This window comes from Candidatus Didemnitutus sp. (assembly GCA_019634575.1).
GTDB lineage: Bacteria > Verrucomicrobiota > Verrucomicrobiia > Opitutales > Opitutaceae > Didemnitutus.
Map to the genome: position 1 here is coordinate 51,358 of JAHCAY010000005.1, position 26,752 is coordinate 78,109.

Here is a 26,752-nt window from a genome sequence, read left to right on the forward strand (position 1 = left end):
CTGCAGCCAAAATCAGGACGATTACCATGGCACTGCTAACGATGAGACTCGGCGTGAGCACGCCAACACAGTTTACATTCTCGCGATTTCGTCAAAGGCGCACCCTGTGCAATTTCTGTGAAAAACTAATGCAGGAATATCCTATCCTGCTCCGAAATATACGGAACACGGGCTCCACGCCCCAAGATTCACTCGTCAACCGTCTTCGGCCACACCGCAACAGCGAAGGCTGCGACAAGGAGACAGGAGACGATCATGCTTACGGGCATGCCCGTAGTTCGACGCAACCGCACCGAACTTTAGTGGAAAAGCGAAGAATCGACTTCCCGCAGCGATAACTGGTCCAATTCCAGCCAGTCGCCGGGCGCTTGATTGTAGACACCGGGAGACATTCCCACCCAAGCGGTTTTGGCAGGCGCGCGCACGATGATCTCTAGCGTCACCCCATCGTTCCACTCTCCGACGGGCAGACGATCGACGTGGATTTGGCCGACGCGTTCGCCCTTCGCATCCAGACATGAAAGCGAGAGCATCACCATCGAACCGGAACTCACCCGGCCTTTCATGCGCACCGTCGTCCGATAGACGAGACCCGGCGTCGCCGATACCCACTGCGAAAGGCTTTCATTCATGCAGCCCACGTAGCGCACGCGCTTGCTGCCGTCGGCGTTCGCCAAGAGGGAAAGTTCACGCGTTTCCGCGGGCTCAGTTCGTCCCTGCCAGGCCGGCCGCCCCCAGTCAGTGAAGGCAAAGGGATGAGAGGGCGCGATCGCCACGTTGCGCAGCTGAGAGTCGACGAGCCTCTCGCGGCCCGGTGCGGTCAACTCCGCTTCGGTAGGAGCCGCACCCTCGAACAATGAAGCCGTGAAACGGGGTTCGACTTGCGCGAGTGCGCCTTGCGCCGCCAAGGCCGCGGCGATCTTGGGGCGCGGATCGTTGCGCAGGTAAACTTCCAGATCGGACTGGATCGCAAGCGGCGCGCGCGCTTTGAGGGATTTGAGTTGAGCGATGATCGACTCGCGCGCAGCGGTGTAATCGGCGAACGCGGCTCGCAGCGCTTCGCCCGAAGCCACGCCCGAAAACACGAGCCGATTGACCTCTTCGCGCACTTCATCGTGCTCGCAAAACGCATCGGAAACGGCGAATGCATCGGACACGAAGCGCACCCGATCGCGCACAATGGCCGATCCGGCATCCGTCGCCGCTTCGCTTAGCAGGGCGCGCAGCCGCTGGCGCACTTTCGAGGAGAACAGACGGCGTTGGTCTTCGTCCTTGAGGTATTTTACCCAGCGCAGCGGACGCGGCTGATTTCTCCATTGCTCATCGCAGAGCTCGTGGAAAGCACGCATCGGAACGGCCGCCTCTTTCCAAAAGCGCGCGTAGTATTCGTCCAAAAGAGTCTGCGGGTTCAGCTGCGGATTCCACAAGAGCTGCGCTGCCAGCCACGGCTTGGGCCCATCGAGCGCCCAATTCGGCGTCATCTCGGCGTAGTAGGCTCGGGCACCTTGTTGCCACGCGTAAGGAATTGGCTCGGCGATCGCCCAGAGCGCAGGCCGCGGGACAAAAAAGGGCGCCCCGTAAAGATAGTCGTAGAGTGCGATGAAGTTGGGGCCGGCATGCCCCCAGCGAGCGATCAACGCGCGATCTTCGCGCGCAAACTCCGGATCGATCCACATGGTGCGATCGGCGGTGAGATAGGGCACGACGTTGGATGCGACACGGAGCGACGGAGTATTCTCGGTCCAGTAGTAGGCGTAAGTGGTGACGAAGCGGTCGGGGTGTTCGCGCGCCACGCCGGCGGCAACGCCGTTCAGGAAACGATAAAACAGTTCCGAGTAGTTGGGCCGGCCGCGAAAATACTGCACGGGAGACACCGCGTGCAGCGTCGCCGTCGACTGGTCGAAACGGTTCGCGTCGTTCAGCCCGAACTGCACGGCGGGAAGATCGGGCGAGGCAGCGAAACGGCGATTGATCTCCTGAGCGACAAAGTCCGCAAACCCCGGGGCCAGGAGATTGGGTTGCCACAAGCCGACCGAACGCGCCGACCATTTGACGCGAGCCCCGTTGATTACCGACGCGAAGTCCGGGTGAGCGGCGAGGACCTGCTCGGTCGTGAACTCAGCAGCGGTGTGCCCCGAGGAGAGCCAACTCATCAGCCGATTCGCTCGCGTCCAAGACGATCCGCCCGGACCGTTACCAGTGCCGCCCAAGAGCCGCGAACTGTAGCCGGGAATGTCGATAACCTCCCGCGGCGCTAGCGCCAGCGCGCGTTGACGCCGAACTTCCACGCCTGACTCACCAGGCATGAACCAGCGCGCCCCTACCGCATCCTCGAGAAAAGCGCTCGCAGCCGCTCCGATATCGCCGCGATGAAAGCTGCGCACGACCACGCAGTCTGCATCGATCGAGAAACCGACCGTGCGCTCAATCTGCGAGCCAGCGAGCGGCCTCAAGGAGGCCGCGAGATGGGTCCGACCCACATGGATGACTCGTCTCGCCGATGCCATCAGATCGGACTCCTCGACGATGGGAAAATGGCGCGCGGATGTTTCGGCGCTCAAAGCGAGCGTCTCGGCAATAAGCTTCGCCGCCTCGCGTTCCTCGGCGATGCTGCGCTTCGGAACGACGATTACACAGCCCGAACCGAAGCGATCAAACGCGACGAACGCCTTAGCTCTCGCCCCCGATTCTGCCGTCCGCCAGACAGCCACCGCCCCCAGGATAAGCAGGGCAACTACGACGACGTGGAGAAAGCGAGGCACCGTTCTTCATGAAGCGGGCGAACGCCTCCGCTGTCCAGCACGTCGTCCCTGCCCACCTATTTCCCAGCGGTTCCTCGTTCTGGAGTTTCCAACTCGAGCCACCGCAAGGCGACGACAAGCAGGACGGCCCATGTCACCAAAACCGCGGGATTCTTGAATGGGAAATCGATCAAGGCATGCAGCATCGTCTGTCCGCAGCCCAAGAAAATCATCAAGGCTATCGGGTGACGCCAACCGGCTTGACGGAAAAAACGAGCGAGACACCAAACCAAAATGCCGCCGATGAGCAGGATTCCAGGTAGGCCGAGCTCAATGGGAATCTCCAACCAGTCGATGTGCGCAGCATCCCACCAGACGCCCCGCGGCACATCGGGGTGCGAGGCAAGATACATCGGGAAAATGTAGCGGAAACTGCCTGCACCGGTGCCCAGCACCCAGTGGTCGGTATACATGTCCCACGCCGCATTTCGCACGGCAGCCCGGCTTGTCACACTGGCCTCATTGGGCTCCGTCAGGCGGCGGAAGTTTTTCTCGATAGGAGCGAAATCCACATAACGCAAAATCCCGAAAAGCGCGCCGGCAAAGATGATTGCCAAGGCCACTCCAACGGCCCGAGGGATGGTGGAAGGCACCGGATTAGCGGATCGCAAAACGAAATACGCCCCAACAGCGCTCGCGACAAACACCGCGAAGGTGATCGCCGCCCCTCGGGAGAACGAAAAAAGGACGGCGAGGAACAGCACGACCGTGAGCAGAATCCAGAGCGGCGCCGGAGACGACCTTGCCATGCGCTTCCGCGATTCAAAATGATGCCACAGCGCCAGCCCCAAGCTCACCGAGGCGAGCAAGCCGAGATACGCTCCGGCGTGATTCCGGTAAATAAAACTCGAGAAATGGGCCCCCGGCACATCCCAAACCCAAAGGAGTTTCGTCTCGCCGACCATACGATGGATGAAGCCCACGCCAGCCAAGAGCACAGCGTTGGCTCCGAGTATGGTCAGCAACAGCTGAAGCGAACGCCGGCGTGTCAGCCCGATCCAGGCGGCGCAGGCCGAAAGCCATACGGTGGCGTAGATGATGAAAGCCCGCCAGACATCGAAAATCTCATACGGCGCGGCCGCACTGGAAGGCAGCCATCGAACATGAGGAACGCCTTCCATCCACCAGACGCGTGTATTCACGCGATATACCCAAGCCGGATTGAGCGCTTGGACCAAAATGAGCGCCAGCAGGCCTGCCCCCATCCAGAAGGGAACGAAACGCACCAAGCGCGGCCATGCGAGAAGCCGGAACGCCCCCGATACCACAAGGTCGCCCGAATAGTCGCGCGGCCAGAGCGACAGAACAAAAGCGGTCAGCGCGAGTGCGGCGGCGATCGCCTGGCTCCACCAACGGGTCGACCCGAAGGCCCAAGGCAGGAAAAGCAAGTCCACCACGAGAGCGACCAACAGCGCCCGCTCAAGGGGGTGCAAGCTGGGTCGTTGCTTGTGTGCCGCGACGTTCACGCGCTCACGCAGAATCCAGATGCGGATGATACTCGGGCACCAGTTCCTTGATCACCAGTTTGACCTGATTTGCCTCGAGGGTGGTAACCTTGCGCTCCAGCGATTCGAGACAACGCCCATGCCATTCTCCCGAAACCGGCGTCTGCACACCAAGCCGCGTGATGCGCGGGTGCGGAGTGGGCAGCAGCGCCTCCGAGCGATGCTGGAGTTCTTCGAAAAGTTTTTCCCCCGGCCGCAGTCCGATGAACTCGAGTTCGATGTCCTCCCCTACTTTCAGCCCGCTGAGCTCGATAAGTTGCTTGGCGAGGTCCACGATTTTGACCGGCTTGCCCATATCGAGAACGAAGATTTCTCCGCCCGAGCCGAGGTGTGCCGTTTGCAACACCAACCCGACCGCCTCGGGGATCGTCATGAAATACCGGGTGACGTCGGGGTGCGTGACCGTGATCGGGCCACCGGCCTCGATCTGACGCTTGAAAATCGGAATCACGCTCCCGGACGAGCCGAGGACGTTGCCGAAGCGAACCGCGATGAACTTCGTCCGGTTGCCAGGCCGATTTTGGACATGCTGGAGGCACATCTCCGCCAGCCGCTTCGTGGCCCCCATGACACTGGTCGGATTGATGGCCTTGTCCGTGGAGATGAAAACCATCGTTTCCACGCCCGCAGAGGAAGCCAGTTCCGCCAGTAGCCGCGTTCCCGTCGTGTTGTTTTTCACCGCCTCGCTCGGCTGCCGCTCCATCATGAACACGTGCTTGTGCGCCGCAGCATGAAACACGATCTGCGGACGAAAGCGTTCGAAGATGAACTGCATGCGCGGGGTATCGAGGATATCCGCGACCAAGGGCATGATCGTGTTGCGGTGCCCACGCTCGTTGAGCTCGCTCTCGATCGTGAAAAGGGCGCCCTCCGCCTGCTCGACCATGAGCAAGCGTTCCGGATGATAGGTAAGCAGCTGACGGCAAAGCTCGCTGCCGATGCTGCCCCCCGCTCCGGTGACCAGCACTACTTTGCCGGCCACAATTTTGGCGACCTCCTCCGATCGCAGATCGACCGATTCACGGCCAAGCAGGTCCTCCACCTGCACCGGCCGGATTTTTGTCACCTGGATCCGTCCGCTCGCGAGTTCCGACATGGAGGGAATGATCTCAACATGCAGGCCTTCGGTTCGGAGCAGCTTGTAAAGCTCCTGCAGACGCTTGCCGGGCACCGAAGGCATCGCGATTACGCACGCGTCGACGGCATTTTCCTTTCGCAGCCGACCGATTTCCTCCGGAGCGCCTAAAACGGGAATGCCGTGGATTTGGTGGCCATGCTTGCGCCAGTCATCGTCGAGAAAGAAAGCCGGCTTCAGTCCCAAGGACGGTCGCGCTTGCGCCTCCTGTGCGAATTGTGCGCCGGCGTCGCCTGCACCCAAAACGACGACATGGCGGACTTTTTTCTTTTCCTCGCCTTTCCCGCTCGAGCGGTAGCGCTCGCGGTAAATTCTGAAGCTGAGGCGCATGAAACTGAGCGCACCGACACTGAGCACAAAATCGATCAGGACAACCCCACGAGGCGAAGGCGCACCGGGAGTGATGCCCTGTCGCAGCAGATACGAGACGAGGTTCGCGCTGGCCATCGCCGCAGCGATGCGCAGCAAGTCCGGCACACTAAAATACGTCAGCAGGCTCCCGAACTGGCGGAAGAGAACCAGAAACAGCAGCTTGACCGGGATGTTCACGATCAGGGACAGCAGGCGTTCGTCCTGAAACGTGGCCGGCACCAGAAAGTCGAACCGAAGTTCGTAGGCGAAGAAGCGACACGCGCCCAGCAGGAACCCGTAGAGCGCCAGCAGAGCGATGGCCCGCAGCGTGGGCTGCGTGAAACTGCTCCACGAACCTGCGCCGCGCTGGCTAGTGCTTTTCATCGCGGTGCAAAGTGCGATCCGGGTTGAATTCCCGCATCGTGGCCTCTCCCTGCGCCGATATGCCGCGCCGGGCGATGACCTGCCAGAAAGTGAGGAAGAGAATTTTCAAATCGAGCCCCGTAGTCTGGTTGTCGACATACCAGACATCCAGCGCGAACTTCTCGTCCCACGACAACGCGTTTCGTCCATTGATCTGTGCCCATCCCGTCAACCCCGGAACCACCTCGTGACGTCGACGCTGCACCTCCGAATAGCGCGACAGATACTGAACGAGCAGCGGACGCGGTCCAACCAGACTCATCTCGCCTTTCAACACGTTCCAAAGCTCCGGGAGTTCGTCCAGCGAGGTCGCGCGCAGGAGTCGTCCGAACCGCGTGAGACGCTCGCCATCGGAAAGCAGGTTTCCGTCTCGGCCACACGCGTCCGTCATGGTGCGGAATTTCACCAGTTCGAAAATACGCTCGTCTTTTCCCGGTCGTTTTTGGCGGAACAGCACCGGCGCGCCCAAGTTCACACGCACCACGACTGCCAGAAGCAGCAACAGCGGAACCCAAAGCGGTGCGGACAGCAGCACCAGCAACAGATCGAGACACCGTTTCGCCGTCATCGTCGGTCGCTTCCGCCGAAACACTTGCGCACCGCTGCCGCCACCCGTTCGAGATCCGCCGTGGTCAAGTTGGAGCCGGAGGGAAGACACAAACCGTCGCGGAAAAGCCGCTCCGAAACCTCGCCGCCGTAGCAGCGCGCATCCTTGAAGATCGGTTGGAGGTGCATCGGCTTCCAGACAGGCCTTGCTTCGATATTCTCCTGCGCGAGCGCGAGCCGCACTTTCTCGCGATCGATGCCGGCAAGCGCCGGGTCAATTGTGATGCAGGTGAGCCAGCGCGTGCACCGGCCGAAATCCGCCTCCGGCATGAAGACGACTCCCGGCAGATCGGCGAACGCCTGCTGATAGAACGCGCAGTTCGCGCGGCGTGCGTTCACGCGTTCCTCAAGCACGCGCAACTGGCCGCGACCGATCGCCGCGAGGACGTTGCTCATGCGGTAATTGAAGCCCACTTCCGAATGCTCGTAGTGCGGTGCAGGGTCCCGCGCCTGCGTCGCCCAATAACGTGCCTTCGCAATCAGCGCCTCATCGTTCGAGACCAGCATGCCACCGCCGGACGTCGTGATGATTTTGTTGCCGTTGAACGAGTGAACGCCGCAGACGCCGAAGGAACCCGGAGCCTTGCCCTTGTAAGTCGCACCCAATGCCTCCGCCGCGTCTTCGATCAAGGGAACGCCGTGTTGCGCGCAAATTTTCGCGATCGGATCGATGTCCGCGCTCTGGCCGTAGAGATGGACGAGCACGACGGCTTTCGGTATCCGCCCTCGTTTCAAACCGTCTTCCACCGCCTCCGCCAACCGCACCGGATCCATGTTCCAAGTGCGCTCGTCGGAATCGACGAACACCGGCGTCGCACGCTCATAGAGCACGGGGTTGACACTGGCAGAGAACGTCAGGGACGAACAAATCACCTCGTCGCCCGGCTCAAGGGCCAACCAACGCATCGCCAAGTGCAGCGCCGCCGTGCCGGAGGAAAGGCCCGCCGCGTGCGTCGTGCCGGCCCGCCCCGCGAACTCCTTTTCGAACGCGTCGACGTGCGGCCCGAGCGGAGCGATCCAATTAGACGCGAACGCCTCCTGAACGAGTCCGAACTCGTCGGGACCCATGTGCGGCGAAGAAAGGTAGATGCGTGGCGCGCTCAAACCATATCAACCACGCAAGCGGCGCGGCACACGTCAACAAGGCTTTCCACCCGCCGCTGTCTCCCCGCACCGTGCCGCTACCGCGGTTCAAAGCGAACGACCGAAGAGTCTCCGCAACCCAAGTAAGAGAGCGACCGCCAAGCCAAACGTCCCCGACGCGCCCCCTCCTCCTCCGCCGCCCCCGCTCCCTCCGCCTGTAGCTGCGGGGACGCTGTTCGCGGGCGCCACGGGAGCCACTGGCGCTGCCGCACTCACGCCCACTAGCGTGACCGGCACCGTCACGACGTCGCCGCCAGTGGAAATCCGGCGGAGCACACCGTTGCCGGCGTCCGCAACCAAAAGCTCTCCACTCGCCAATCGGGCCACTCCTCCGGGGCTGCTGAACAGTGCGCTCAATCCCGAGCCGTCCCGCAAACCAGATACTGTCGGCACGCCGGCCAACGTCACCGTGGTGCCATCCGCAAGCACCTTTCGGATCGTCGAGTTCCCGGCATCGGCCACATAAATCTCGCCCGCCGAGCCGACCGACAGCCCGCTCGGACGATTAAACAATGCAGTCGCCCCGCGCCCATCGAGCGCACCGCTGACGCCGGCCAGGCCGGCGAGCGTCGACACGGTCCCATTGACCGAAATACGCCGGATGGTGTGATTGCCCGTGTCGGCCACAAAAATTTCTCCGTTGTTGCTGACCGCGATGCCAGCCGGCGCATTGAACCTCGCGCTCCCGCGCGGGCCATCATTGTCGCCGCGCACGCCGCCCGCCCCTGCCCACGTCGTGACCGCCCCGTCGGGCGCGATTCTGCGCACGGTGTGGTTGCCCGCGTCAGCCAGCCAAAGGTTACCGGTCGCGTCGACCGCCAGAGCAGCCGGAGTTGAGAACGTCGCGGCCACACCGGTGCCGTCGGCCCAACCACGGTCGGCCACGGAGCCCGCGAACGTGCGGACGATACGGTCAGTGGCGATCGCACGCACCAGGGCATTTCCCGAGTCCGCGACCAAAATCGTCCCATCCGTGAGGAGACCGACGCCGCGAGGTTGATTGAATCGTGCGTTCGCCGCCGATCCGTCCGAACTTCCTGCCTGCTGCGAGGAACCGGCAAGCATCGTGGCCACATTGTCGGCCCCGATCTGAAAGACCGTGTGATTTGTCGCGTCGACGACCAAGGTGCGTCCCGCGCCATCGAGCGCGAGAGCCGAGGTCTCGGCAAAAACCCCGGGGCCGACCATGACCTGAATCGTCCCCGATGCCGTGGTTCCCCGCGGTGAGGTCACCTCCACAGAGTAGCTTCCAGCGTCATTGGCTGACGCCGAGCGAATGACGTAGAATTCCGCTGTGGCCCCGGGAATGGGAACGCCGTTGCGTCGCCACTGGAAAGTCATCGGCCCCTGTCCGGTCGCACGGCAGGAAAGCGTCGCCGTGCCGTTGGTGGGCACGAATTGAGTCGAGGACAAAAGGCGGACCTCCGGCGCCGCCCCGGCATTCACGGTGACGTCGGAGAACCAAACATCCACGCCGCGGGCCCCGAAAGTCACGTAGGTTCCACGATTGATTGTCTCGTTAAGTTCGAGTGAAACGCTCGCGTCTTCCCGCCAGAAAACGATCTTGGAAGCTTGGCGACTTAGACGCACCCGAACGGTGGCCCCGGTGGCGATCGGCTTCCCGGTATCGACGCTGCCCACCAGTGACGGAATGCCACCATTATAACTCATGGCCTGAAGCCGTCCCTGTTTCGTCAGTTGGAAATGCAGGCCGTAGATCGCATTTACCGGGAGTAGCTCGTCGCCGATCGCCTGATCCGAGGTGGTGAGCCAGATTCCCGCCCAGCGATCGTCGGATACCGCGGCTCCCATGGTCACACTAAGCGCCAGCTCGAAGGGTGCCGCGCCGTCGCCGGCATTGAGTGGCGAGCACCAGCCCTGCAAGCAGCCGGAATATCGATCGCTGGCATGATCGTCGTAGCCCCAGCGGTTGGGCGCGGAATAGACGCCGCGACGGTCGGAATTGGCAGGCAGCTGTCCGTGATACCAGGTTTGGTTGGCGAACGGATCGGTCGAACGCGCAGCCGGCGTCCGGTCGATGCCTTCCAGATAGAGCGAGTTATTGCTATAAAAGCCGGAGATCCCGAGTCGCAGCAAGCGATCACGCTCCTGCTGTCGATCGACGGTGTAGATGATCACCTTAATGCCACGCGCGGTGATTTGTTGGAGCAGCGCCTCGTCCGTCGCCGCGTTCAGCGCGGCAAAATTGTAGGGGAAACTCTCGAACCGCCCCACCGACGCGACGACATCGAAATTCAGGCAGGTTCGGTAGCCGGCGGCCCGCGCCGCCTCGAGCTCCGACTCGTTGAAAGAGTTCACCAGCGCCATGTCCCTGCGAACTCCAAATCGCTGCAACGCCTGCACAATCGGTGTCCCCGTGCCCGGGCCCTTCGCCTCGACGACCACGGGCGTCTTGTTCGCAAACTCGGCCAAAACATCGTCCAAAGTCGGGGCGGAGAATAGCCGGCCCGGGAACACGGGGATCAGTTTGCTGCCGTCGATTCGCACCTGGCGCCACGCGGCCAGATTCGGGACCGCACTGGTGGGACCAGCCTGCGTCGTGGTGCGATTTAGCGTGTCGTCGTGCATGATCGCCAGCGTCTGGTCGCCGAGGAGAAAGCAATCGACCTCCACACAATACGCCCCATCCGCAACGGCCGCGCGATAGGCCTCCATGGTGTGTTCGGGATAGACGTTCATGTCCCCCCGGTGCGCGATGTAGAATGGAGCCGGCAGCGTGTCCAAGGTTAAGCTCCGAGGCGCACCCTCCGCCTGCATCGCGCTCCAACCGATCAGGAGCAAAATGCCGAATGCCCAACACCAGCGCACAGGAATGGACACGCAGCACGTGCCACGCTTTTCGCGGCCAGCTCGGCGGGAGTAAAGAGTCATGGGAGGGGCTACCAACGCGCGTCGCCGGACCGAGGTCGACGCGCGCCGACAATTGAGCGCCCGCGATAAGTGCCGTCAACCTCCCGTAAGGTGCAACTTGGCTCCCGATGCATCGACCGGCCCAGGAGTGAGGAGGTTACCGGCGACCGGGAGCACCGCCCCAGACCCGTCATTTTCACCGGAGAATCGGCTGGAAGAATCCGGCGAAACACGCAGACACAGCGTGGTGTTCCGTCCCCTCCCTGCCATCGTTGCAGCCGCCGGCCTGTTGCTGATCAGTGCCATCGGACTTCAATTTTTCAGTGCCGCCCCGCCGGCGGCGACTCTCCACGTTCCGCTGGAAAAATTGGTCCCCCGCGACCTACCTGGCTGGTCCGTTCGCGACGTGCCCCTTGCCGACACCGCCGAGGGACGCAATGCGGTGGAGGGAATCCTGCATTACGATGATTTCATCAGTCGATCCTATCGCCGCGGGGCAACCGAAGTCACACTCTACATCGCCTACTGGGCCCCTGAACGCGTGCCCCCGCGCTTGGTCGGACGCCACACGCCGGATCGCTGCTGGATAACCAACGGCTGGACGTGTGACTCGCGTCAACGCTCCGTCATCCTGACCGGCAGCGATGGCGCTCCTCTTCAGCCCGCCGAAGCAGGAACCTACTCCTTCAACAGTCAGACGACCCTTCATGTTGCCTTCTGGCATCTTGTCGGCGGCAAGGCTTATGCCTACGGCCCAGAGCAGTCCGACATGGTGGCGTTGGCCCCGCTGACCGATCTCAAGACCTTCGGCCTGAATCAGCGCCAAGAGCAGTTCTTCATTCGCATCGCCAGCAACGAAAAACTGGAGGCCTTCTGGACCGATCCGGCGTTCCGCACCTTGCTTCGCTCGATCGAGTCGCTGGGCATCGCCCGAGCGAACTGATCAGAGCTCCAGCCAGGCGCGCAAATCGGCCATCGAGGCGACTTCCGCCTCGGCGGCTTCGGCCGCGCTCCCGACGTAAGCGGCATGCTCCCCTCCCGCGCGCCGGAAGCGCACTGTCCGCCAGCCGAGAGCCCGCGGCGCGATGAAGTCCTTCCGCGGATTGTCGGCGATGTAGACGTATCCCGCCGGCGAGCCGGGCAGCTGCCGCATCACTTCCCGGAACGGACGCTCAGACGGCTTCCAGGCCTCGCGCCCCCATTGATCCGAAAATACTTGCACATCGATCCAGCGCGAAACACCGAGCGCCGACGCCTTCCGTTTTTGGACCTCAAGAATACCGTCACTCAAAAGCGCCAGACGATAGCGCCCACGCGCCGCCGCGAGGATGGCCGCGCTTTCCGCCGGAAGGTCGATCGCGGGTCGATGGCCCCGGTAGACTGCGACCAGACGGCCAACCAATCCGTCTTCCCGCACTCCGAGTGCCGCGAGCGCTTCATCAAAAATCTGTCCCCGCCCACCAGCTGCGAACAGCGCCTCCGCCTGCGCGATAAACCCCTTCACTCCGCGTTCTGCGACCAACCACTCGTCGACGGTGCGAAAGCCGCTGAAGACATATTCACGCTCGGGATAAAGCGTGTCATCCAAATCGAAGACGAGCGTGTGCAGTCGTTCACTCTCCCTCATGCAGAAACACGGCAGCGTCATACCGCAGCATCGTGACACCCGCCCGCCATTCGCGGGAGTAGCTCGGCGCGCGGCCCAGGGATTCCTCCAGCAACCACTTGGTGAAGCGCGCCCCGGCTTGATGCGCGAGCGGGAAGCCTCCGCCGAAACGGGCGTTGATCTCGAAGACCGCGAAGCTCCCGTCGTCGCGGACGATCGCCTGAAAACAAAGCGGGCCCCGCGCGCCGGTCAGCGCGCCCGCCAATTGCTCGGCTGCGTCCATCAGACACCGCAGGGCTACGGTCCGCCCTTTCGAAACCTCACCCGAGCGGACTTCGAGCCGCTCATGCGGCACGGCGCATTGGAGTTGCCCGGCAGGAGAGAAGAACACGTTCACCGTGTATTCGCGCCCCACCGCGCATTCTTGGGCGATGAATGCCGGCAGCACGGCGGGAACCGACGCGAGCTCGCCGGCATGCTGCAGCCGCCGAATGCCGACGGAGGCGCTACCGGCAATGGGCTTCAGGAGCACCGGCCAACCTAGAGACTCGGGCCGGGCGCGCCACGAGTCGAACGGCATCGTTTCCGGAACAGGCACCCCGGCCGATTTCAACACGCGCGCGGTAGATTCCTTGTCGTTCGCAAGCGCGACTACGTCCGGACTCGAAACCACCACGCGCGTGCCGACCGCCGCAAAACGCTCCGTGCTCCGAGCGAGAACCGCCAGTTCGGGATCGATCGTCGGCACGAGCAGGCTGACGCGCTCTTCGGCGCAAATGGCCAACAAGCGATCGATGTAGTCCGGCGAAATGCAGCGCGGCACCGTGAACGCAGCGTCGGCCTCCTGGCACGCCGGGCTGAGGCGGGGATCCATGTCCGCAGCCAGCACGCGGAGCGCGATGCCCAACTCCGCCGCATCGCGACGAAAGCAACCGATGAGTTGATTTCGCCGGCCGGCGGAGGTCACGAGAATGGCACGTGTGCTCATCGATTGGAAACCGTCCCACGATAGGTCAAGTGTGCCATCCGATCGATGATCAACCCGATTGAAGCCAGGGCGGCAAAAAGCAGAGGTTGCCCGGTCAAAGGCCCGAGTAGGATCATGAAGTTTTGCACGTCGAGGGGCTCGAAAACCTCGCGCACACGATGGCGGTGGATCGCATCGTAAAGTGCCGAACTCTTCGCCACCCGCCAGATCTGTAATCCGTAGTGGCCAACGTAAATAAGCCCGAGCCAAAGCTGGTGCGCCTCCGGACTGCTCCACCAAATCGCAGCAAGGCACATCACCTTCTTCGCCTTGTCGAGGGTCACGTCCAGCTTCGCTCCAAAGGGCGAGGTGATTCCGCGCTTCCGTGCAAGCTTGCCGTCCACCCCGTCCAACACGTAACCGAGTTGCCAGATCACGGCGCCGATGACCCAATTCGCAGTTCCGCCCAGCGTATAAAAATAGACTGCGATTGAGTTGATGAGAAAAGAAATACAAGTAATCGAATTTGGTGACAGCCAGGACAACGGGCTCACCCATTCGGTCACGATGGCCGAGGCGGGCTCTAGCACGAAGATGTCGGTCCACGCCATGTAGCGTTTGACGTAAGGCTTTGCCAATTGGCGCCGGTAGAAGCTCAGGACCATGATCAGAGTTTTAATTGATTAAATAGTGCTTCGGCTTCCTTCAGCTCTTCAACCGTGTCGATCTCATACCACTCCAGTCCGCTGACGTCGACACACTCCCACGGACGGGCGATCAGTGTGAAATCGATAAAATCCTCAAAAAGCCGACGAGACGTGTTTGGTCGCGCGAGAAAATTAGCGAGCATTCCGCGCCACGCGCCGTCGTCGGATTCCGTGTTGAAACGGTAGAGATCGAGTGAACACCCGGCCGCCTCCGCCGCCGTGAGTGTCTTCGCAATCTGCACCGCGAGCCCATCACCGCGCAGCGCGATTTTTTCGGATTCTTCGCTGTAACACGATCGATCCAAGGCAAACGCGAACGGTGCGCTGTGCGTCACCATCCGACGAATGACTTCGGCGTCGTAAACCACGTCGGAATTCAACACGAGTAGCTGACCACGTGCCTCGGCGAGCGCCAAGGCACACGATGCCAAGCTGTTCGTGCGCGCAAATTCGCTGTTCGTGATCACATTGAATGGCAGGCCAGCGAACTCGGCGTTTTCCAGATAGCGGCGCAACGCCTCGACCTGATAGCCGCCAACGATATGAATCCGGCGCGGACGATGCGGACTCAACTGTTGGAGTAGACGACTCAGGAAGGTTCCCCCTTGGAAGGGAGCCATGCACTTGGGCCGATCATGGGTGATCGCAGCCATGCGCGATCCCAGGCCGGCAGCGAGAATTAGGATCTCATCAATCATGGGAAAGAGAACGAAGCAGACGCTCGACCGAGGAAGGTCCGACGAACGCAGGGTCCGCCGCCAGATCGCCAGTCACCTGCGCACTCAACGAAAATACGTCCTCCTGAGCGATTTCAATGCGTCGACTGGGCGCAGCCAAGCCGTGCACCGAAGGCAGAGTGACCCGCGCGAACTCCGTCGCGTCGGGACGCATGGTCGGGTTGAGCATTTTGGCCACTTTCCCGGCAGCGCTCGGCGAGGTTTCGATGAGCAAATCGAACCAGCCAGGGAACAAAGCCCAAATTCCTTCAACGTGTGTCGTATCCGTGGCCGGACCCAAAACGTATTGCACGCGATGCGGCAGGCAGGTCGACGAAGTCGCGAGACACCGTCCGGCGTGAAATGCCGCACGCATCGCCGCGCCATAGCTAACCAGCTCCCTGCCTCCGTCCCGCCACCACGACCAGAATTCTCCCATGCCCTCTCGTGCGTGAGCGAGGGTTTCGACCGCACATCGCTTGCTCGCCGTGGTCTCGGCAAAATGAGCAAACACGTCGAAAGCGAAATGCGCACGTGACGCAGTCGGAAGCGAAGTCCACAGCGTTGGATCGTGGACCACGTCGTCTGGTTCGACCGACGGCCCGCGCAAACCCATCTTTTGCGCGCCAACCGTGATGATTGCGCCCCGGCTACTCTCTGAACCGCTGCTCGCGATGCTCGGCGCCATCACCATGCGGGCTCTCGCATCCGCCGTGACTCGACCACCGGCCGCGAGCAGCGCGCCCAGCTCGGAGGCAGTGTGGAACGCGCGCCCCCAGTGCGCGACGACCTTGGCCGCATCGAGCGCGCGACCACCTCCCACTCCCACAACTACCTCGGCCTTCCGCGCTGCGTCCCCCAGCCCGGCGAAGTCTTCCACGTGCGGCTCGCGCACGAGCCGCAGTCGTGAGTGCGACGGCACGCGCGGAAAAATCCGCTGGACGTGCGCCTCCATGCTCCGCGTGTAAACTAGGAATGTCCGCGAGGGATCAGCGTCCACGATAGCCGCCCATGCCGCTTGGTCATGGATGTGGTGCAGTCGGGGACCGCTCATAGATTCTCCAACATGCCGTCTTCCGACTTCAGCTCTTCGCGAGGAAGAGTTCGGAGTTTTGCGAATTGCGGCTTCAATGTTTGGTAGAGCTCTCGAAAAATTTCATACTTTCGCTCGTAGAGCGCAGCAGACCCGGAGTCGGGAAGCACGATTTCGCGGCTGCGCACGGTTGTGTGAAACAGTTCAGTCAACGGGCGCCGTTTCACCAACTCGCTCTGGAAGCCGAGCAGGAAGGAGCCCATAACCGTGCTTTCAAATTCAGCAACCACTTCCAGGGGCTGCCCGTAGACATCGGCTTTTATTTGGCTCGCCGCCCCCAGCCGGCTGAGACCGCCGCTCAAGCGGATGCGTCGAGGACGAGTTCCATGCACCGCGACGATTTCTTCAATCAGACTGCGCCCCATGAGAGCTGCGCCTTCGAGCGTGGCCCGCGCAAAATGGCGTCTCCCGTGACTTCGCTCCAATCCGAAAAATACCCCGCGCGCATCGGAGTCCCAGAGCGGTGCTCGTTCGCCGAGTAAATAGGGCAAAAAAATCAGGGGGCACTGATCCGGCGGCAGGTCCCGCACATCGGCATCGATGTGTTCGTAGACGTGCTCGTGAGGAGGGTAAAACGTTGTCTTCAGCCATTCGATCAACCCGCCGCCGAGATTGGTGCTGCCGCCGACGTAGGTCAGACCCGGGACCGGCGCCGACTGCGTGAAGATTGCTCCCGTCGGATGCTGACTCGTCGCAGTGGACACCATTCGAATCGACGTGACCGTGCCAGACACGTCGCACAAATCTCCGACTTCCACCGCACCGCTTCCGATGACGGAGACGACGGCGTCATAGGAGGACACAAAGACCTTGGTTCCCCGGCCAACCCGGAACAACGACGCCACATCTTCATGAAGTTCAGCAACGGCCGAACCAACTGCGAGCACCCCCGGCAGTCGACGTAGCTCGTCTGCGCCACATCCAACATACTGACTGCATCGCGGGTCGTAGCCAAATTTCTCGGCGTTGAGCGGATCTGTGGCCGCCACACCTGTCATCCGGTAAATCAAAAAATCGTTCGGGCTCAGAAACCAAGCAGTTCGCTGGTGAATCTCGGGCTCCGTGTGGGCCAGCCAACGCATCCGCTGAATCATGACTGGTGTGCCGCTCGCCTCAAAGTGGCGATGGCGGCGGTCATTCACCATGATAATTGGACGGAGCAATTCGCCACGCTCACCCACGCAAACCAAACAGGAAGATGAGGCGGAGACCGTGATCGCTCTTATTTTCTCTGTCGCCACACCAGCCGCTTCCGCCTCTTGGAACAGACGGATAACAAGACGCCACCATTCCTCGCCATCCTGCTCCACCGCCTCACCGAAAATCACGGAATGCAGCGGATGGCTCCGCTTGTAGCGAATGTGTGCGTCGGAATCGACGACACACAGGCGGATGCTCTTTAGACCAAGATTGACTACGGCAAACATGATTCAGTCGGGAAGAATTGAGCGATATTTCCGGCGAAGCCCGCGGAAGAATGCACCGGAACGAACACGCAGCAGTCCACAAGCTTCCAAAGGCGACCCGGCCTGCGCCGCCGATTTCAGCACGTCCATCCACGCGACCTTCAGGTCCGTGCTGATATTGAGCTTGCAATGTCCGCCACACACCAACCGTCGAACGATCTTAAGATCCATTCCGGAGCCGCCATGCAACACGAGAGGCGTGCGGGGCAGCGCATGTGCAACCTGCCGCATAAGCTCTAAATCGAAGTGCTCATTACCGCGGTAGTGGCCGTGCATATTACCAAAGCCCACAGCCAGCGTGTCCGGCTGCACTGCGTGGTAATAGCTCACCACGTCCTCTAAAGCTGGAATCATTTGCTTGTGGTCGCTTCCCATCCCGTCCTCAACACCCGCGACGTGGCCGATTTCGCATTCGACCAGAACATCCCCGCGCAATCGGTGAGCAATTCGGACCGCGCTGCGAGATTCCCTGATATTTTCCTGCAACGGAAGTCCGCTACCGTCAAACATCACCGAGTCAAATCCAGCCCGGACACAGCGCCTAAACAGGGCATGGTCCGCGCAATGATCCAGATGAAGCCAGAGCCGATTTCGAGCGACCAAGCGTTTCCACGCGACCACCTCTGTGGGTTCATGCAGCGAGAAAAAACGGGCCGAGAATTGCGCGATGACCGGCGTGCCCCGGTTGCTGAACTCTCGTGCCAGCGCACTCAGTGATTCAAAATCAAACACATTGACCGCAAGTAAAGCGGCCCCACGGGCGCGTGAGGATGAAAGAGCAGTGGCTAGAGAACTCGAGTGGCGCATGAGATACTTAGGTGAATCAGGACATCAGTCGAAAGAGCCCAGCCATGCTTCGAACATCAGAATGGCCCACAGTCGATGCTGGTGATTGCGTGTGCCGCTAAGGTGCTCACGCCACAGCGCCTGCACCGGCGCCGGATCGAAATATCCGGTTCGCCCTAATCGAGCCGGACTGGGGAGATTCGCTCCCCACGGCGCAACTGACCGCGGAGACCAACGTGCATGTGAATCGTCACCGGCACCCGATTCATGAGCGGCAGCTGCAATAGCGAAACGGCTCCCCAGTCTTTCATTGGTCTTCACGCTCGCCCGGTTGGATCAATGCAATGTGCAGCCACCGTCCACAACGAGTTCGGTTCCGGTGATCCAGCGGGACGCCGGTGAAAGGAGGAACGCTGCCGCCTTCGCGGCGTCCATCGGTAGCCCTTTGCCCAGCGGATAGCGCGCGCTGTATGCGGCCGCTTGGGCGACGGTCTGCAGACGGTCCGCAGATTCAGCCATCGGCGTCTCCAACATGCCCGGCGAGATCACGTTGACCCGGATGGGAACCGCAGCCAGTTCCACGGCCATGCAGCGAACCGCCGCCGACAAAGCAGCCTTGCTGGCGGAATACGCTGTGTATCCAGTGGATCCGCGCAGTCCGGCCACGGACCCCAACAGAACCACCGAGGCGCCCGGATTGAGGCGACGGCCTCTGACCAACTCACGAAGCAGGGCCAGCGGTCCTTCCGTGTTCACCGTGAATATCCGACGGAGCAAGGTGGCATCGGTCATTACCAGCGGCCGGACCGCCGTGATGCCTGCAGAAAACACGACGCCATCCAATCGCGGCATCTGCTGCACGACGGCGGCAAAAGCCGCTGCGTTTTCGAGATCAAAGGCGACGCGAGCCCCCGAGGGCAGATGTTCAGCCTCCTCGACCTTCCGGCTGCACAGGACCAGCCCGGCGCCGAGTTGGCCGCAGAGCGTCGCGCAGGCTCGGCCGACGGCGCCGGTCGCCCCGACGACCGCGATGGTCTTGCCCTGTAGACCGAAAATTCCCTCGACGACGCTCATTGCGTCCCGAGATTAAAGATGTCCCGCACGGTCTCGCAGCCCCCGAGTTGCTGCCCCGAAATCTGTCGGCCGAAGCAGGCATCGAAGGTCGCGAGAGTCGTCAACGCGGCCAAGGAGTCCCAGATCGGCAGATGCCGAAAGTTCGTGTCCGGCGAGAGTGTGCCTGGTTCGAGACCGATCAGATTGGCTTCGAGTTCCTGGATGAATTTGTCAATGGTCATGGCGGAAAGGCATTCGAGGATTGGTCATACTGATGGAGCGAACAGTGAGTTAGTGGGCCGAGGGAGAGCACGCAGCTAGCCCACGAAAGCCCAACGCCGAAGCCGGAGCAGAGGACCTTCAAGGACCGCCCGCTCACCTGCGAGCCGAGCGCGTCGCAAATCGCCGCCGGCACAGACGCCGAGCTCTGGTTGCCAAACCGCTCGGCTGTTCGCCATGGCACTTTCTCTAGCGGGGCCTTGATGCGCTTGGCCAAGTTCGAAAGTATGAAGCGATTAGCTTGGTGAAAGACGAACGCGTCAATGCTCTCCACGGCATGTCCGCTGAACTCCAAAAGCTCACGCACAGCCAGAGGTTCCTCCCGCAAGGTGAAATTGAATACCTCGATCCCGTTCATGAACAGGTCGTCCGGTGCGCGCACGTTTCCATCCGCATCCGTCGCCTCCACCGCCGTGGCAGCCGAACTCGGCAGACGGTGCCCACCAGCCGGAATACAGATCGCCGAGTGCCCCTTGCCGTCGGAATGCAGCGAAAACCACGACGAATCCTCCGAACCGGTGCGCTCGATCAATGTCGCTGTGCCAGCATCTCCGAACAGAGGCACGACCGCACGATCCCGGGGGTTGATCGTCTGTGTCACCGTGTCGCCGGCCAGCAACAGAACCCTCCGGCAACCACCAGCCTGCACCATGCCGTAGGCAAGGTAGAGACCGTAGACCCACCCCGAGCACCCTTGGTTGATATCGAAGGCCGCCGCCGACTTGGTCAGGCCAAGCCGTCCGTGGAGAAGATTGGCGTTGCACGGTTGCCAGTGGTCCGGCGTCTGGGTCACGCAGACAACAGCGTCCAGCGAGTCGGCAGCAACACCAGCACCGGCAAGCAAGCACCGCGCGGCGGATTCACAAAGATCGAGAGTGGTGACCCCTGGGGGAGCGACGTGGCGCGAATGGATGCCCACCAAGTTCCGCAGCCGTTCCAGTTGGATCGGCTCCAACGCCAGGGCTTGAGCGTCCTGTTCCAGAGTCCGTGACAGCGGTCCGGTGCAGGTGGAAATGCCGCTGATGCGCGCTTGGGTGAATTTCGCCTGAGGCATGACTGGTTCAGATGGTGCCGGAGTCCACGAAGATGTTCTGACCGGTGATGGACGTCGCCCCGTCACCAAGCAGGAACGCCACCGTGTCCGCAACCGAGTCAAGTTTGGTCGCCTGCTTGAGCGCCGTGCGGTTGTAGATCCGCTGCCGTTGCTCCTCGTTCAGCTTGTCGCTCATGGCTGTCTCCATGAATCCCGCGACGAGGCAATTGGAGCGAATGCCGCGCTCGCCCCACTCCCGGGCCGTGTTTTTCGAGAAGGCTTCCAGCGCGCCCTTCGTCGACGCATACATCGCCAACCCCTTGTAGCCGGTATGCGCGCTGATGGATGAGATGTGGATAACGGATCCCTGCACCCGATGGAGGAGCATGTGGCGAATCGCATACTTGGTGACCATCATGGGCGCGAACACATTCACCTCATACATCGCCCGCAGCCGGTTCGCATCGAGGTTGGTGACAAGGTCGTCGTAAGCCATCGCCGCGTTGTTCACGTAGCCGTGCAACACCGTGCCGAAGGGCACGAATCGGCCAAAGAGATCCTGCTTGACCCGGTCGACACAGCCCAGGTCGAACTCATGGAAATGAACCCGGTCTGGGTATCGCCCCTGAAGGACGGCATATTCAGGAGAATGCCGACGGCTGACCCCGTAGACGCTCCAGCCGGCCTCGGCCAGTGACGAGGATATCGCCAGGCCCAACCCCTGCGAGACACCAGTGACGAGGATGTTCTTGCTCATGTGCGCGAAAGTTTGCCGGTGCGGGTCGTTGCGAGTTGGGAGACGAAGCGAATGATCCGGGGGATTTTGAAGGGTTGCAATCGTTCCGCCGCGTAGGCGCGGATCTCGGTTTCCGTCACTAGGCCGACGAATGCGTCGAGTAGCACGATCTCTGCACAAAGGATATGCCCCATGACTGAGTTCTTCCGGCCAAGAACGCGCACCTGCCCAACACCGGGATGTGCAGCGAGGACAGCCTCCACCTCGTGGGGGTTAACTTTGCTCCCGCCGACATTCACCCAATCCCGTTCGCGTGCGACGATCCGAAAGCGCAAGGGCTGCTCCGAAACGATCTCGACCATGTCTCCCGTCGCATACCAGTCGCCAGCCAAGGGGCAACCGGCGAATTCGCCAAGCAATGCACGGTGCACGTTCAGCTGACCTTCGCGCACCGCGATGCGGCCCTCCAATCCCGGAGCGATCGCAAAAACATCTCCATCGGCCACCAGCAGTGTCCCCGCCTCCGTCGAAGCGTAGACATTGTGCACGCGCGCATTGGGGAACAGGGCGGAAACCTTGGCCACCAGCGGTCCGTCAGCACGCTCTCCTCCGAGCGTCACTGACCGAACGCCCGGCAGCGAGCGATCCACGGGCAAGAGCAAGCGGTAGAAGCTGGGAGTCGCCGATATGTGTGTGACCCGGTGGCACGACAGCGCGTCGAGCACGCCAGCCCGGTCCAGACCCTGAACGTCAACCACCGTGCAACCGTTGGCGAGTGCTTGCAGGTAGACCTGGATCCCGGCTACGTGCGTCGGATTATACGCGAACGCCCAGATTGCCTCGGCGTGCCTCGTCGAGACTTTAACGGCCCGAGCCAGATTGGCCACGCTCTGCCAGACGAGCTTGGGCAGTCCCGTGGAACCGGAAGTGAACAGACCCAATCGCGCTCGGGATCCGCCCGCCGCTAGCTGCGCGAGTGAGGCTATGGTCAGCGTCCCGCCCGCGATCATCGTTGTTGGCTGGTTCAACTGGACCGTCGAATAGCCAAGGGCTTCGATTTCACGTGCACCGAAATCATGATCGAAAAGTGTGAGGTCAGCATCCCGCGCCACGGCCAGCGTCACCTCCACCAAAGCCTCGTTCGTGGACGCGGGCTGAAAGCAGGGACGCAGCGTCGCCGTCCGGGCGTTCAACCGGGCGAGTAGCTCGGCATACTTGGTGCGAAGCCCGCTGCGGGCATCAATTAGCCAATCTCGGTCTGTGGCCTCGTTCATCCCTTGCGACTGCCAGTGAGCCTGTCGTGGATCTCGCCCACCGTGTTCACAAGACCGTCCGCAAACACGTCGACGCCAAACTCCTCTTCGATACGCACCGTCAATTCGGCGAGATCCAGCGACTCGAATCCGAGATCCTCGCGCAACCGGTCCGTCGATTCGAGTGCTGGCAATAGCGGCAGGGCTTTGTTGGCCCTAACTTGATTCACGATAACGAGGAGCTTGTCGTTCATAGAAATGTCGGAAGCGGCCATACAACGGATCAGGGGCGCGCTGGGGGGACGCAATACTCCACCTGGGTCGGATTCAGCAAACGTCCCTCGGCAACGAGAATGGCGGCCTCGGAGAGGATCGCATCAAAGACCGGCAGCAGGCCGGGATCCGTAAGAAAATTATGAGGATGGCTCCACAGGTGGACCACTCCGCCCCGTGCAGCTGCATCGTGCAACAAGGCCTTCCAGCGGCGCACGGTGCGGGCGCGACTGATCAACCGCCGGCTGCGGTTGTGCCAGAAGTTCAACAAATACCCCGACGGAATCGGACGGGATTCAGACAACCCGCCGGGAGCCTCCTTTTGCGCTCTCGCCCCCATGCCAAGCTCAAGCAGGAGACTGCCCATCCTCCGGGCCATGCCTCGCAGGTCCGGCCGCCAGAGTTCACGATAACCAACCACTCCATGGCCCGCCAAACGGGCCACATGACCGATTTGGTTGCGCGGAAAGATGATGGTGCGGGGAGACCACCCTTGGCTCGCCGCTAGTTCGCGCACCAAGCTGAGTTCCAAGTCGAAGACGTCAGCTGGGACCACCTTCTCCGCTAGCGGCACATGGGTAAATCCGTGGGTGGCAAGTTCGTGCCTTCCGTCGGACTGCACGCGACGCAGCGCGCTCGGCACGAGCCAGCCATCGAGTTTATCGCTGCGCACGGCCCGGTGGAACGCCTGCAACCATGGTCGTCCGTCAAACTCCACGTTCGGCAACCGGCTCAAAAATCGCGGCAGCATTTCAGTCGACAACGTGAACATACCCACAAACGCGAACGTGGCGTGGATATCGTGCCGCGCCAGCGTCGTAACCAGCTTCCTATAAATTTCATCAAGTGCAGCCGTCGTCAGACGGGCTTCCAGGGCCGGCGTCAGGTGATCGGCCATACCCCACTTACCCTCGCAATCAAACGACACTACGAATTTTCCCGGGGTATTGCTCATGAGGGTATGGCTTCGAAGCCGTAATCGCCCGCCGAGGGCATGAAGGAGTGCTTGATCCCGCGGAGTCCACGCTCGCGATGGTGCATGAGCGTGATGGGACGCCGCGACCAGACGCTGAGATCACTGCGTTCCAACCACTGGTTGCTGCGAGACTCGCCGCCCATGACCAGGAGCAGGTGGGCACCCGCGCGGCGCGCCGCAGCCCGGACAAGGCTCAGCAAGACGGCAAGGGCCTGCTCATCTTGGACGCGCCAGTCAACGACTCGGGCGACGGCGAGGCCATGACGCCGCCCCAAGGACACCATCGCGAAACCAGCAATCGCTCCCTCTTGCCGGAGCTCAAGCACGCGGTGGGCCGGACCGCAGGGATGGAAGAATCGCCAGAACATGACCTCCGGGTTCCACCATTGGGCAAAGGCTGCGTCGTCTGGCCACGCCTGATTGGCGTAGGCAGCGTGATCGGCAACTTCGCCAGCTTCGCGCGGCTGCCACAGTCGCCACGCAAATCCCTTCGTTTGGCCCCGTTTTGTTTCATCGTCGGAGAACCACCCAACCGAAGTCGAAGAGTTGGGCCTGATCCGCTTCCATGCAAGTTGCACACCCGCTGCGACGGGCCGCAGCCAAGATGCCCTCCAACAGGTATCAAGGTCGGCGTATCCCAGCCGTCGCATGCCGCCCGCCCAGGCTTCATGTGTGCCTGGCACCAGGACGTGCTTTTCCCCAAAGATGGCTTGTGCCGAGAGCAGTCCACCAGCTCCGCTCTTGCGGTGCTCCGCCAGCACCATCGTGTTTTGCGGCGCAGCCACGGCGATCTCGGTCCCGAGCCAGCGCCAAGGCATGCGCTGCACATGAATGCACCCGACCACCCGCCCGCCAGCATCGACGGCCAAGTGGAAATCGCGAGTCCGGCCGCGACTCAACGGTGCCTCGTCGTAAAGCCAGCGGAGATAATTCGGTGACGCTTGGTAGGCCTGCGGACCAAAACTTGCCCGGGCGAACACGAGGTAATCCAGTTCCCGCTTCGCTTCGCCTGCAACAATCCGGATGTCGTGGCAACTCATCGATTTGCGTCCAGCCAAGATTGGAACATCAGCACTGACCAGAGTTGGTGCTGGTTGGATCGCCTGCCGCTCTGGTGCTCCGTCCATGCTTCTTGAATCGGCCCAGAGGCGAAAAATCCGTCACGTTTCAGTCGGTCCGCCGCGAGCAGTTCCGCTGCCCATTCCCGCAGCGGTCCCCGCAGCCAATCCCGGATGGGCACGCCGAATCCGGCCTTCGGCCGTTCGAAGAGCTCCCTCGGCACATGGCGGGCCAGCACGTTGCGCAAAAGCCGCTTCCCCACCCCACCCTGCATGTGGGTCGCTGCCGGAACCCGCCACGCGAAACGCACAAGTTCGTTGGCGAGAAACGGCACCCGCACCTCCAGGCTCGCCGACATCGCCGCCCGATCCACCTTGCAGAGCATGTCATCAGGCAGGCAGGTCGTCAGATCGTGAAACATCATCCGTTGCACGAACGGCATCTCGCCGGGCAGGAGATGAAATTCTGACGTCGCCGGGGGAAGTCCGGCACCGAGCACAATCATCCCCGGATCGGGCCACATCGTGGCTAGCTGGACATAGAGCTCCTCAGGTGAACGGGCCCAGGCGGCCCGAGCGAGCTTGTGCAGCTTGTCCCCGGCCCCGCGCACCCTCAGTCGGGACGGAAGCACGGGCGCCATGAAGTCGGCGAACTTCGTCCACGTGGCCGGCCGCCCGGCCATGATCGCCTGGGCCAATCCTGCGCGTAGCACCAGCGGGAGCCTCGCCAACCGCGGCCACACCCGTGCGCTCCACAGGTAGCGGTTGTAGCCGCAGAACAGCTCATCGCCCGCATCGCCGGACAGGGCCACGGTCACATGGCGGCGCGTGAAGCGCGATACGAGGGTCGTCGGGACCTGCGACGAGTCGGCAAAGGGCTCATCGTAGATCCCGGGCAGTTCCGTCACCAGCGCCAGCGTCTCCTCGGCGGTAACCTGATGCTCGTGATGTTCGGTTCCGAGATGCCGGGCAACCTGCTTGGCATACGGGGCCTCATCGAACGGCGAATCGCCAAAACCGATGGTGAAGGTCTTCACGGGTCTTCCGCTCTGCGCCTGCATCAACGCGACGATGAGTGACGAATCGATCCCTCCCGACAGCAAGGCGCCCAAGGGCACATCGGCCACCATCCGCTCACCGACCGAGCGCCGCAGCAGATCTTCAAGCTCATCCACGAGCAAGGGGTCATCCGCTGACCGTGTCTCCACATCACGGGTCTCCAGCAGGTTCGACGCCGACCAGTAGGGCGTGGGCTCCGACAGCCCTCCGCCGAGACGGTAGACCAGAAACTGACCCGGCTGGAGCTTGCGGCAACCTTGGTAGATGGCGAGCGGCCCGGGCACGTAGCCGTGCCTCACATAGTGCGCCAACGCCACCCGGTCGATCCGGCGATCGAATTCAGGATGCTGGCGGAGTGCCTTCAGCTCCGAGCTAAAAAGGATCCCGCGGGCGGTCGCGGCGTAATACAGCGGCTTTTCCCCGATGCGATCACGAGCGAGGGTCAGGGTGCTTTCTTGCGCATCCCACACCGCGAACGCAAACATCCCGTCGAGCCGCCGCAGCGTTTCGACCTCGCCCCATTCGCCCAGCGCATGGAGGAGCACCTCGGTGTCAGACTTGCCCACGAACCGCGCGCCCCGCTGTTCGAGCTGCGCCCGGAGGATGCGGAAGTTGTAGATCTCGCCATTGAAGACGATCGTCCGTCGGCCATCCGGCGAACGCATGGGTTGTGCCCCCGAGGGAGTCAGGTCGAGAATCGAAAGCCGCCGGTGCCCGAGGTGGACGCAGTTGTCCGCACTCTGCCAGCCCCCGGCTTCGTCGGGTCCACGCAATCGCAGCGCATCGCGCATGCGGTGCAGGATCTCCCGATGCTCAGGCGCTGACCGCTGGGGCTCCTGAACCATGAATCCCGCAA

Annotated in this window: 24 protein-coding genes; 1 reads left to right on the plus strand and 23 read right to left on the minus strand. The window is 62.0% G+C overall.

Translation table 11 applies throughout. The features are described from left to right. Nucleotides 1-299: 299 nt before the first annotated feature. From KF715_21425 to KF715_21450, 6 genes are all read right to left on the minus strand, one after another. Nucleotides 300-2,762, minus strand: a complete 2,463-nt coding sequence (locus KF715_21425; GenBank protein MBX3739263.1) for a DUF4838 domain-containing protein — start codon at nucleotides 2,760-2,762, stop codon at nucleotides 300-302. Between the two features lie 56 nt (nucleotides 2,763-2,818). After that, the gene (locus KF715_21430; protein MBX3739264.1) at nucleotides 2,819-4,267 is read right to left on the minus strand and encodes an O-antigen ligase family protein; all 1,449 of its coding nucleotides are present in this window, start codon (nucleotides 4,265-4,267) and stop codon (nucleotides 2,819-2,821) included. Nucleotides 4,268-4,271: 4 nt separating this feature from the next. Further along, nucleotides 4,272-6,176 (minus strand): polysaccharide biosynthesis protein, encoded by a 1,905-nt coding sequence (locus tag KF715_21435; GenBank protein MBX3739265.1) that lies wholly within the window; start codon nucleotides 6,174-6,176, stop codon nucleotides 4,272-4,274. After that, entirely contained in the window at nucleotides 6,163-6,783 is a 621-nt protein-coding gene (locus KF715_21440) for a sugar transferase (GenBank protein ID MBX3739266.1), read from the minus strand. Before KF715_21440 ends, KF715_21435 begins: the two co-directional genes overlap by 14 nt. After that, nucleotides 6,780-7,889, minus strand: coding sequence for a DegT/DnrJ/EryC1/StrS family aminotransferase (locus KF715_21445; protein ID MBX3739267.1), 1,110 nt, complete (start codon nucleotides 7,887-7,889; stop codon nucleotides 6,780-6,782). The genes KF715_21440 and KF715_21445 overlap by 4 nt, the downstream gene beginning before the upstream one ends. A gap of 123 nt (nucleotides 7,890-8,012) precedes the next feature. Next, on the minus strand, nucleotides 8,013-10,664 hold the full coding sequence (locus KF715_21450) for an immunoglobulin domain-containing protein (GenBank protein ID MBX3739268.1): 2,652 nt from the start codon (nucleotides 10,662-10,664) through the stop codon (nucleotides 8,013-8,015). A gap of 418 nt (nucleotides 10,665-11,082) precedes the next feature. Here KF715_21450 and KF715_21455 point away from each other — a divergent pair, with 418 nt between their 5' ends. Then, nucleotides 11,083-11,778, plus strand: coding sequence for an exosortase-associated EpsI family protein (locus KF715_21455; protein MBX3739269.1), 696 nt, complete (start codon nucleotides 11,083-11,085; stop codon nucleotides 11,776-11,778). On the opposite strand, the gene KF715_21460 is transcribed toward KF715_21455, so the two are convergent. From KF715_21460 to asnB, 17 genes are all read right to left on the minus strand, one after another. Continuing rightward, nucleotides 11,779-12,483 (minus strand): HAD family hydrolase, encoded by a 705-nt coding sequence (locus tag KF715_21460; protein ID MBX3739270.1) that lies wholly within the window; start codon nucleotides 12,481-12,483, stop codon nucleotides 11,779-11,781. It lies immediately after the preceding gene. Further along, nucleotides 12,449-13,315: an ATP-grasp domain-containing protein gene (locus tag KF715_21465; GenBank protein MBX3739271.1), complete on the minus strand. Its 867-nt coding sequence runs from the start codon at nucleotides 13,313-13,315 to the stop codon at nucleotides 12,449-12,451. The genes KF715_21460 and KF715_21465 overlap by 35 nt, the downstream gene beginning before the upstream one ends. A 110-nt stretch (nucleotides 13,316-13,425) precedes the next feature. Further along, on the minus strand, nucleotides 13,426-14,073 hold the full coding sequence (locus KF715_21470; GenBank protein MBX3739272.1) for a CDP-alcohol phosphatidyltransferase family protein: 648 nt from the start codon (nucleotides 14,071-14,073) through the stop codon (nucleotides 13,426-13,428). A 2-nt stretch (nucleotides 14,074-14,075) separates the two neighbouring features. After that, entirely contained in the window at nucleotides 14,076-14,813 is a 738-nt protein-coding gene (locus tag KF715_21475) for an NTP transferase domain-containing protein (GenBank protein MBX3739273.1), read from the minus strand. Then, nucleotides 14,806-15,786 (minus strand): iron-containing alcohol dehydrogenase, encoded by a 981-nt coding sequence (locus tag KF715_21480; GenBank protein MBX3739274.1) that lies wholly within the window; start codon nucleotides 15,784-15,786, stop codon nucleotides 14,806-14,808. Before KF715_21480 ends, KF715_21475 begins: the two co-directional genes overlap by 8 nt. 95 nt (nucleotides 15,787-15,881) lie before the next feature. Further along, nucleotides 15,882-17,351, minus strand: coding sequence for an FGGY-family carbohydrate kinase (locus KF715_21485; GenBank protein ID MBX3739275.1), 1,470 nt, complete (start codon nucleotides 17,349-17,351; stop codon nucleotides 15,882-15,884). Nucleotides 17,352-17,354: 3 nt separating this feature from the next. Beyond that, nucleotides 17,355-18,197 carry a class II fructose-bisphosphate aldolase gene (locus KF715_21490; protein ID MBX3739276.1) on the minus strand — a complete coding sequence of 281 codons (843 nt, stop codon included), beginning with the start codon at nucleotides 18,195-18,197 and terminating at the stop codon, nucleotides 17,355-17,357. 24 nt (nucleotides 18,198-18,221) lie between these two features. Continuing rightward, nucleotides 18,222-18,497 (minus strand): hypothetical protein, encoded by a 276-nt coding sequence (locus tag KF715_21495; protein MBX3739277.1) that lies wholly within the window; start codon nucleotides 18,495-18,497, stop codon nucleotides 18,222-18,224. Between the two features lie 15 nt (nucleotides 18,498-18,512). Continuing rightward, nucleotides 18,513-19,250 (minus strand): SDR family oxidoreductase, encoded by a 738-nt coding sequence (locus KF715_21500; protein ID MBX3739278.1) that lies wholly within the window; start codon nucleotides 19,248-19,250, stop codon nucleotides 18,513-18,515. After that, nucleotides 19,247-19,471, minus strand: coding sequence for an acyl carrier protein (locus tag KF715_21505; GenBank protein ID MBX3739279.1), 225 nt, complete (start codon nucleotides 19,469-19,471; stop codon nucleotides 19,247-19,249). Before KF715_21505 ends, KF715_21500 begins: the two co-directional genes overlap by 4 nt. Further along, nucleotides 19,468-20,562, minus strand: a complete 1,095-nt coding sequence (locus KF715_21510; protein ID MBX3739280.1) for a ketoacyl-ACP synthase III — start codon at nucleotides 20,560-20,562, stop codon at nucleotides 19,468-19,470. Before KF715_21510 ends, KF715_21505 begins: the two co-directional genes overlap by 4 nt. A 7-nt stretch (nucleotides 20,563-20,569) precedes the next feature. Continuing rightward, the gene (locus tag KF715_21515; GenBank protein ID MBX3739281.1) at nucleotides 20,570-21,298 is read right to left on the minus strand and encodes an SDR family oxidoreductase; all 729 of its coding nucleotides are present in this window, start codon (nucleotides 21,296-21,298) and stop codon (nucleotides 20,570-20,572) included. Next, nucleotides 21,295-22,551, minus strand: coding sequence for an AMP-binding protein (locus KF715_21520; protein ID MBX3739282.1), 1,257 nt, complete (start codon nucleotides 22,549-22,551; stop codon nucleotides 21,295-21,297). The genes KF715_21515 and KF715_21520 overlap by 4 nt, the downstream gene beginning before the upstream one ends. Continuing rightward, nucleotides 22,548-22,784, minus strand: a complete 237-nt coding sequence (locus KF715_21525; GenBank protein ID MBX3739283.1) for an acyl carrier protein — start codon at nucleotides 22,782-22,784, stop codon at nucleotides 22,548-22,550. The genes KF715_21520 and KF715_21525 overlap by 4 nt, the downstream gene beginning before the upstream one ends. 29 nt (nucleotides 22,785-22,813) lie before the next feature. Beyond that, the gene (locus tag KF715_21530; GenBank protein MBX3739284.1) at nucleotides 22,814-23,758 is read right to left on the minus strand and encodes a polysaccharide deacetylase family protein; all 945 of its coding nucleotides are present in this window, start codon (nucleotides 23,756-23,758) and stop codon (nucleotides 22,814-22,816) included. Next, a complete protein-coding gene (locus KF715_21535; protein MBX3739285.1) occupies nucleotides 23,755-24,819 on the minus strand; it encodes a hypothetical protein in 1,065 nt (354 codons plus the stop codon). Before KF715_21535 ends, KF715_21530 begins: the two co-directional genes overlap by 4 nt. Then, entirely contained in the window at nucleotides 24,816-26,741 is a 1,926-nt protein-coding gene (gene asnB / locus KF715_21540; GenBank protein MBX3739286.1) for an asparagine synthase (glutamine-hydrolyzing), read from the minus strand. The genes KF715_21535 and asnB overlap by 4 nt, the downstream gene beginning before the upstream one ends. Nucleotides 26,742-26,752: the final 11 nt, after the last annotated feature.

Excerpts from the sequence above, each read along its gene's own strand:
- KF715_21465 (MBX3739271.1), bottom strand. The coding sequence starts at position 13,315 with ATGGATCCCCGCCTCAGCCCGGCGTGCCAGGAGGCCGACGCTGCGTTC.
- KF715_21500 (MBX3739278.1), bottom strand. The coding sequence starts at position 19,250 with ATGAGCGTCGTCGAGGGAATTTTCGGTCTACAGGGCAAGACCATCGCG.
- KF715_21535 (MBX3739285.1), bottom strand. The coding sequence starts at position 24,819 with ATGAGTTGCCACGACATCCGGATTGTTGCAGGCGAAGCGAAGCGGGAA.
- KF715_21440 (MBX3739266.1), bottom strand. The coding sequence starts at position 6,783 with ATGACGGCGAAACGGTGTCTCGATCTGTTGCTGGTGCTGCTGTCCGCA.
- KF715_21485 (MBX3739275.1), bottom strand. The coding sequence starts at position 17,351 with ATGTTTGCCGTAGTCAATCTTGGTCTAAAGAGCATCCGCCTGTGTGTC.
- KF715_21530 (MBX3739284.1), bottom strand. The coding sequence starts at position 23,758 with ATGAGCAATACCCCGGGAAAATTCGTAGTGTCGTTTGATTGCGAGGGT.
- KF715_21525 (MBX3739283.1), bottom strand. The coding sequence starts at position 22,784 with ATGAACGACAAGCTCCTCGTTATCGTGAATCAAGTTAGGGCCAACAAA.
- KF715_21520 (MBX3739282.1), bottom strand. The coding sequence starts at position 22,551 with ATGAACGAGGCCACAGACCGAGATTGGCTAATTGATGCCCGCAGCGGG.
- KF715_21505 (MBX3739279.1), bottom strand. The coding sequence starts at position 19,471 with ATGACCATTGACAAATTCATCCAGGAACTCGAAGCCAATCTGATCGGT.
- KF715_21490 (MBX3739276.1), bottom strand. The coding sequence starts at position 18,197 with ATGCGCCACTCGAGTTCTCTAGCCACTGCTCTTTCATCCTCACGCGCC.
- KF715_21450 (MBX3739268.1), bottom strand. The coding sequence starts at position 10,664 with ATGAACGTCTATCCCGAACACACCATGGAGGCCTATCGCGCGGCCGTT.
- KF715_21480 (MBX3739274.1), bottom strand. The coding sequence starts at position 15,786 with ATGGAGGCGCACGTCCAGCGGATTTTTCCGCGCGTGCCGTCGCACTCA.
- KF715_21435 (MBX3739265.1), bottom strand. The coding sequence starts at position 6,176 with ATGAAAAGCACTAGCCAGCGCGGCGCAGGTTCGTGGAGCAGTTTCACG.
- KF715_21515 (MBX3739281.1), bottom strand. The coding sequence starts at position 21,298 with ATGAGCAAGAACATCCTCGTCACTGGTGTCTCGCAGGGGTTGGGCCTG.
- KF715_21460 (MBX3739270.1), bottom strand. The coding sequence starts at position 12,483 with ATGACGCTGCCGTGTTTCTGCATGAGGGAGAGTGAACGACTGCACACG.
- KF715_21510 (MBX3739280.1), bottom strand. The coding sequence starts at position 20,562 with ATGCCTCAGGCGAAATTCACCCAAGCGCGCATCAGCGGCATTTCCACC.
- KF715_21470 (MBX3739272.1), bottom strand. The coding sequence starts at position 14,073 with ATGGTCCTGAGCTTCTACCGGCGCCAATTGGCAAAGCCTTACGTCAAA.
- KF715_21445 (MBX3739267.1), bottom strand. The coding sequence starts at position 7,889 with ATGGGTCCCGACGAGTTCGGACTCGTTCAGGAGGCGTTCGCGTCTAAT.
- KF715_21475 (MBX3739273.1), bottom strand. The coding sequence starts at position 14,813 with ATGATTGATGAGATCCTAATTCTCGCTGCCGGCCTGGGATCGCGCATG.
- asnB (MBX3739286.1), bottom strand. The coding sequence starts at position 26,741 with ATGGTTCAGGAGCCCCAGCGGTCAGCGCCTGAGCATCGGGAGATCCTG.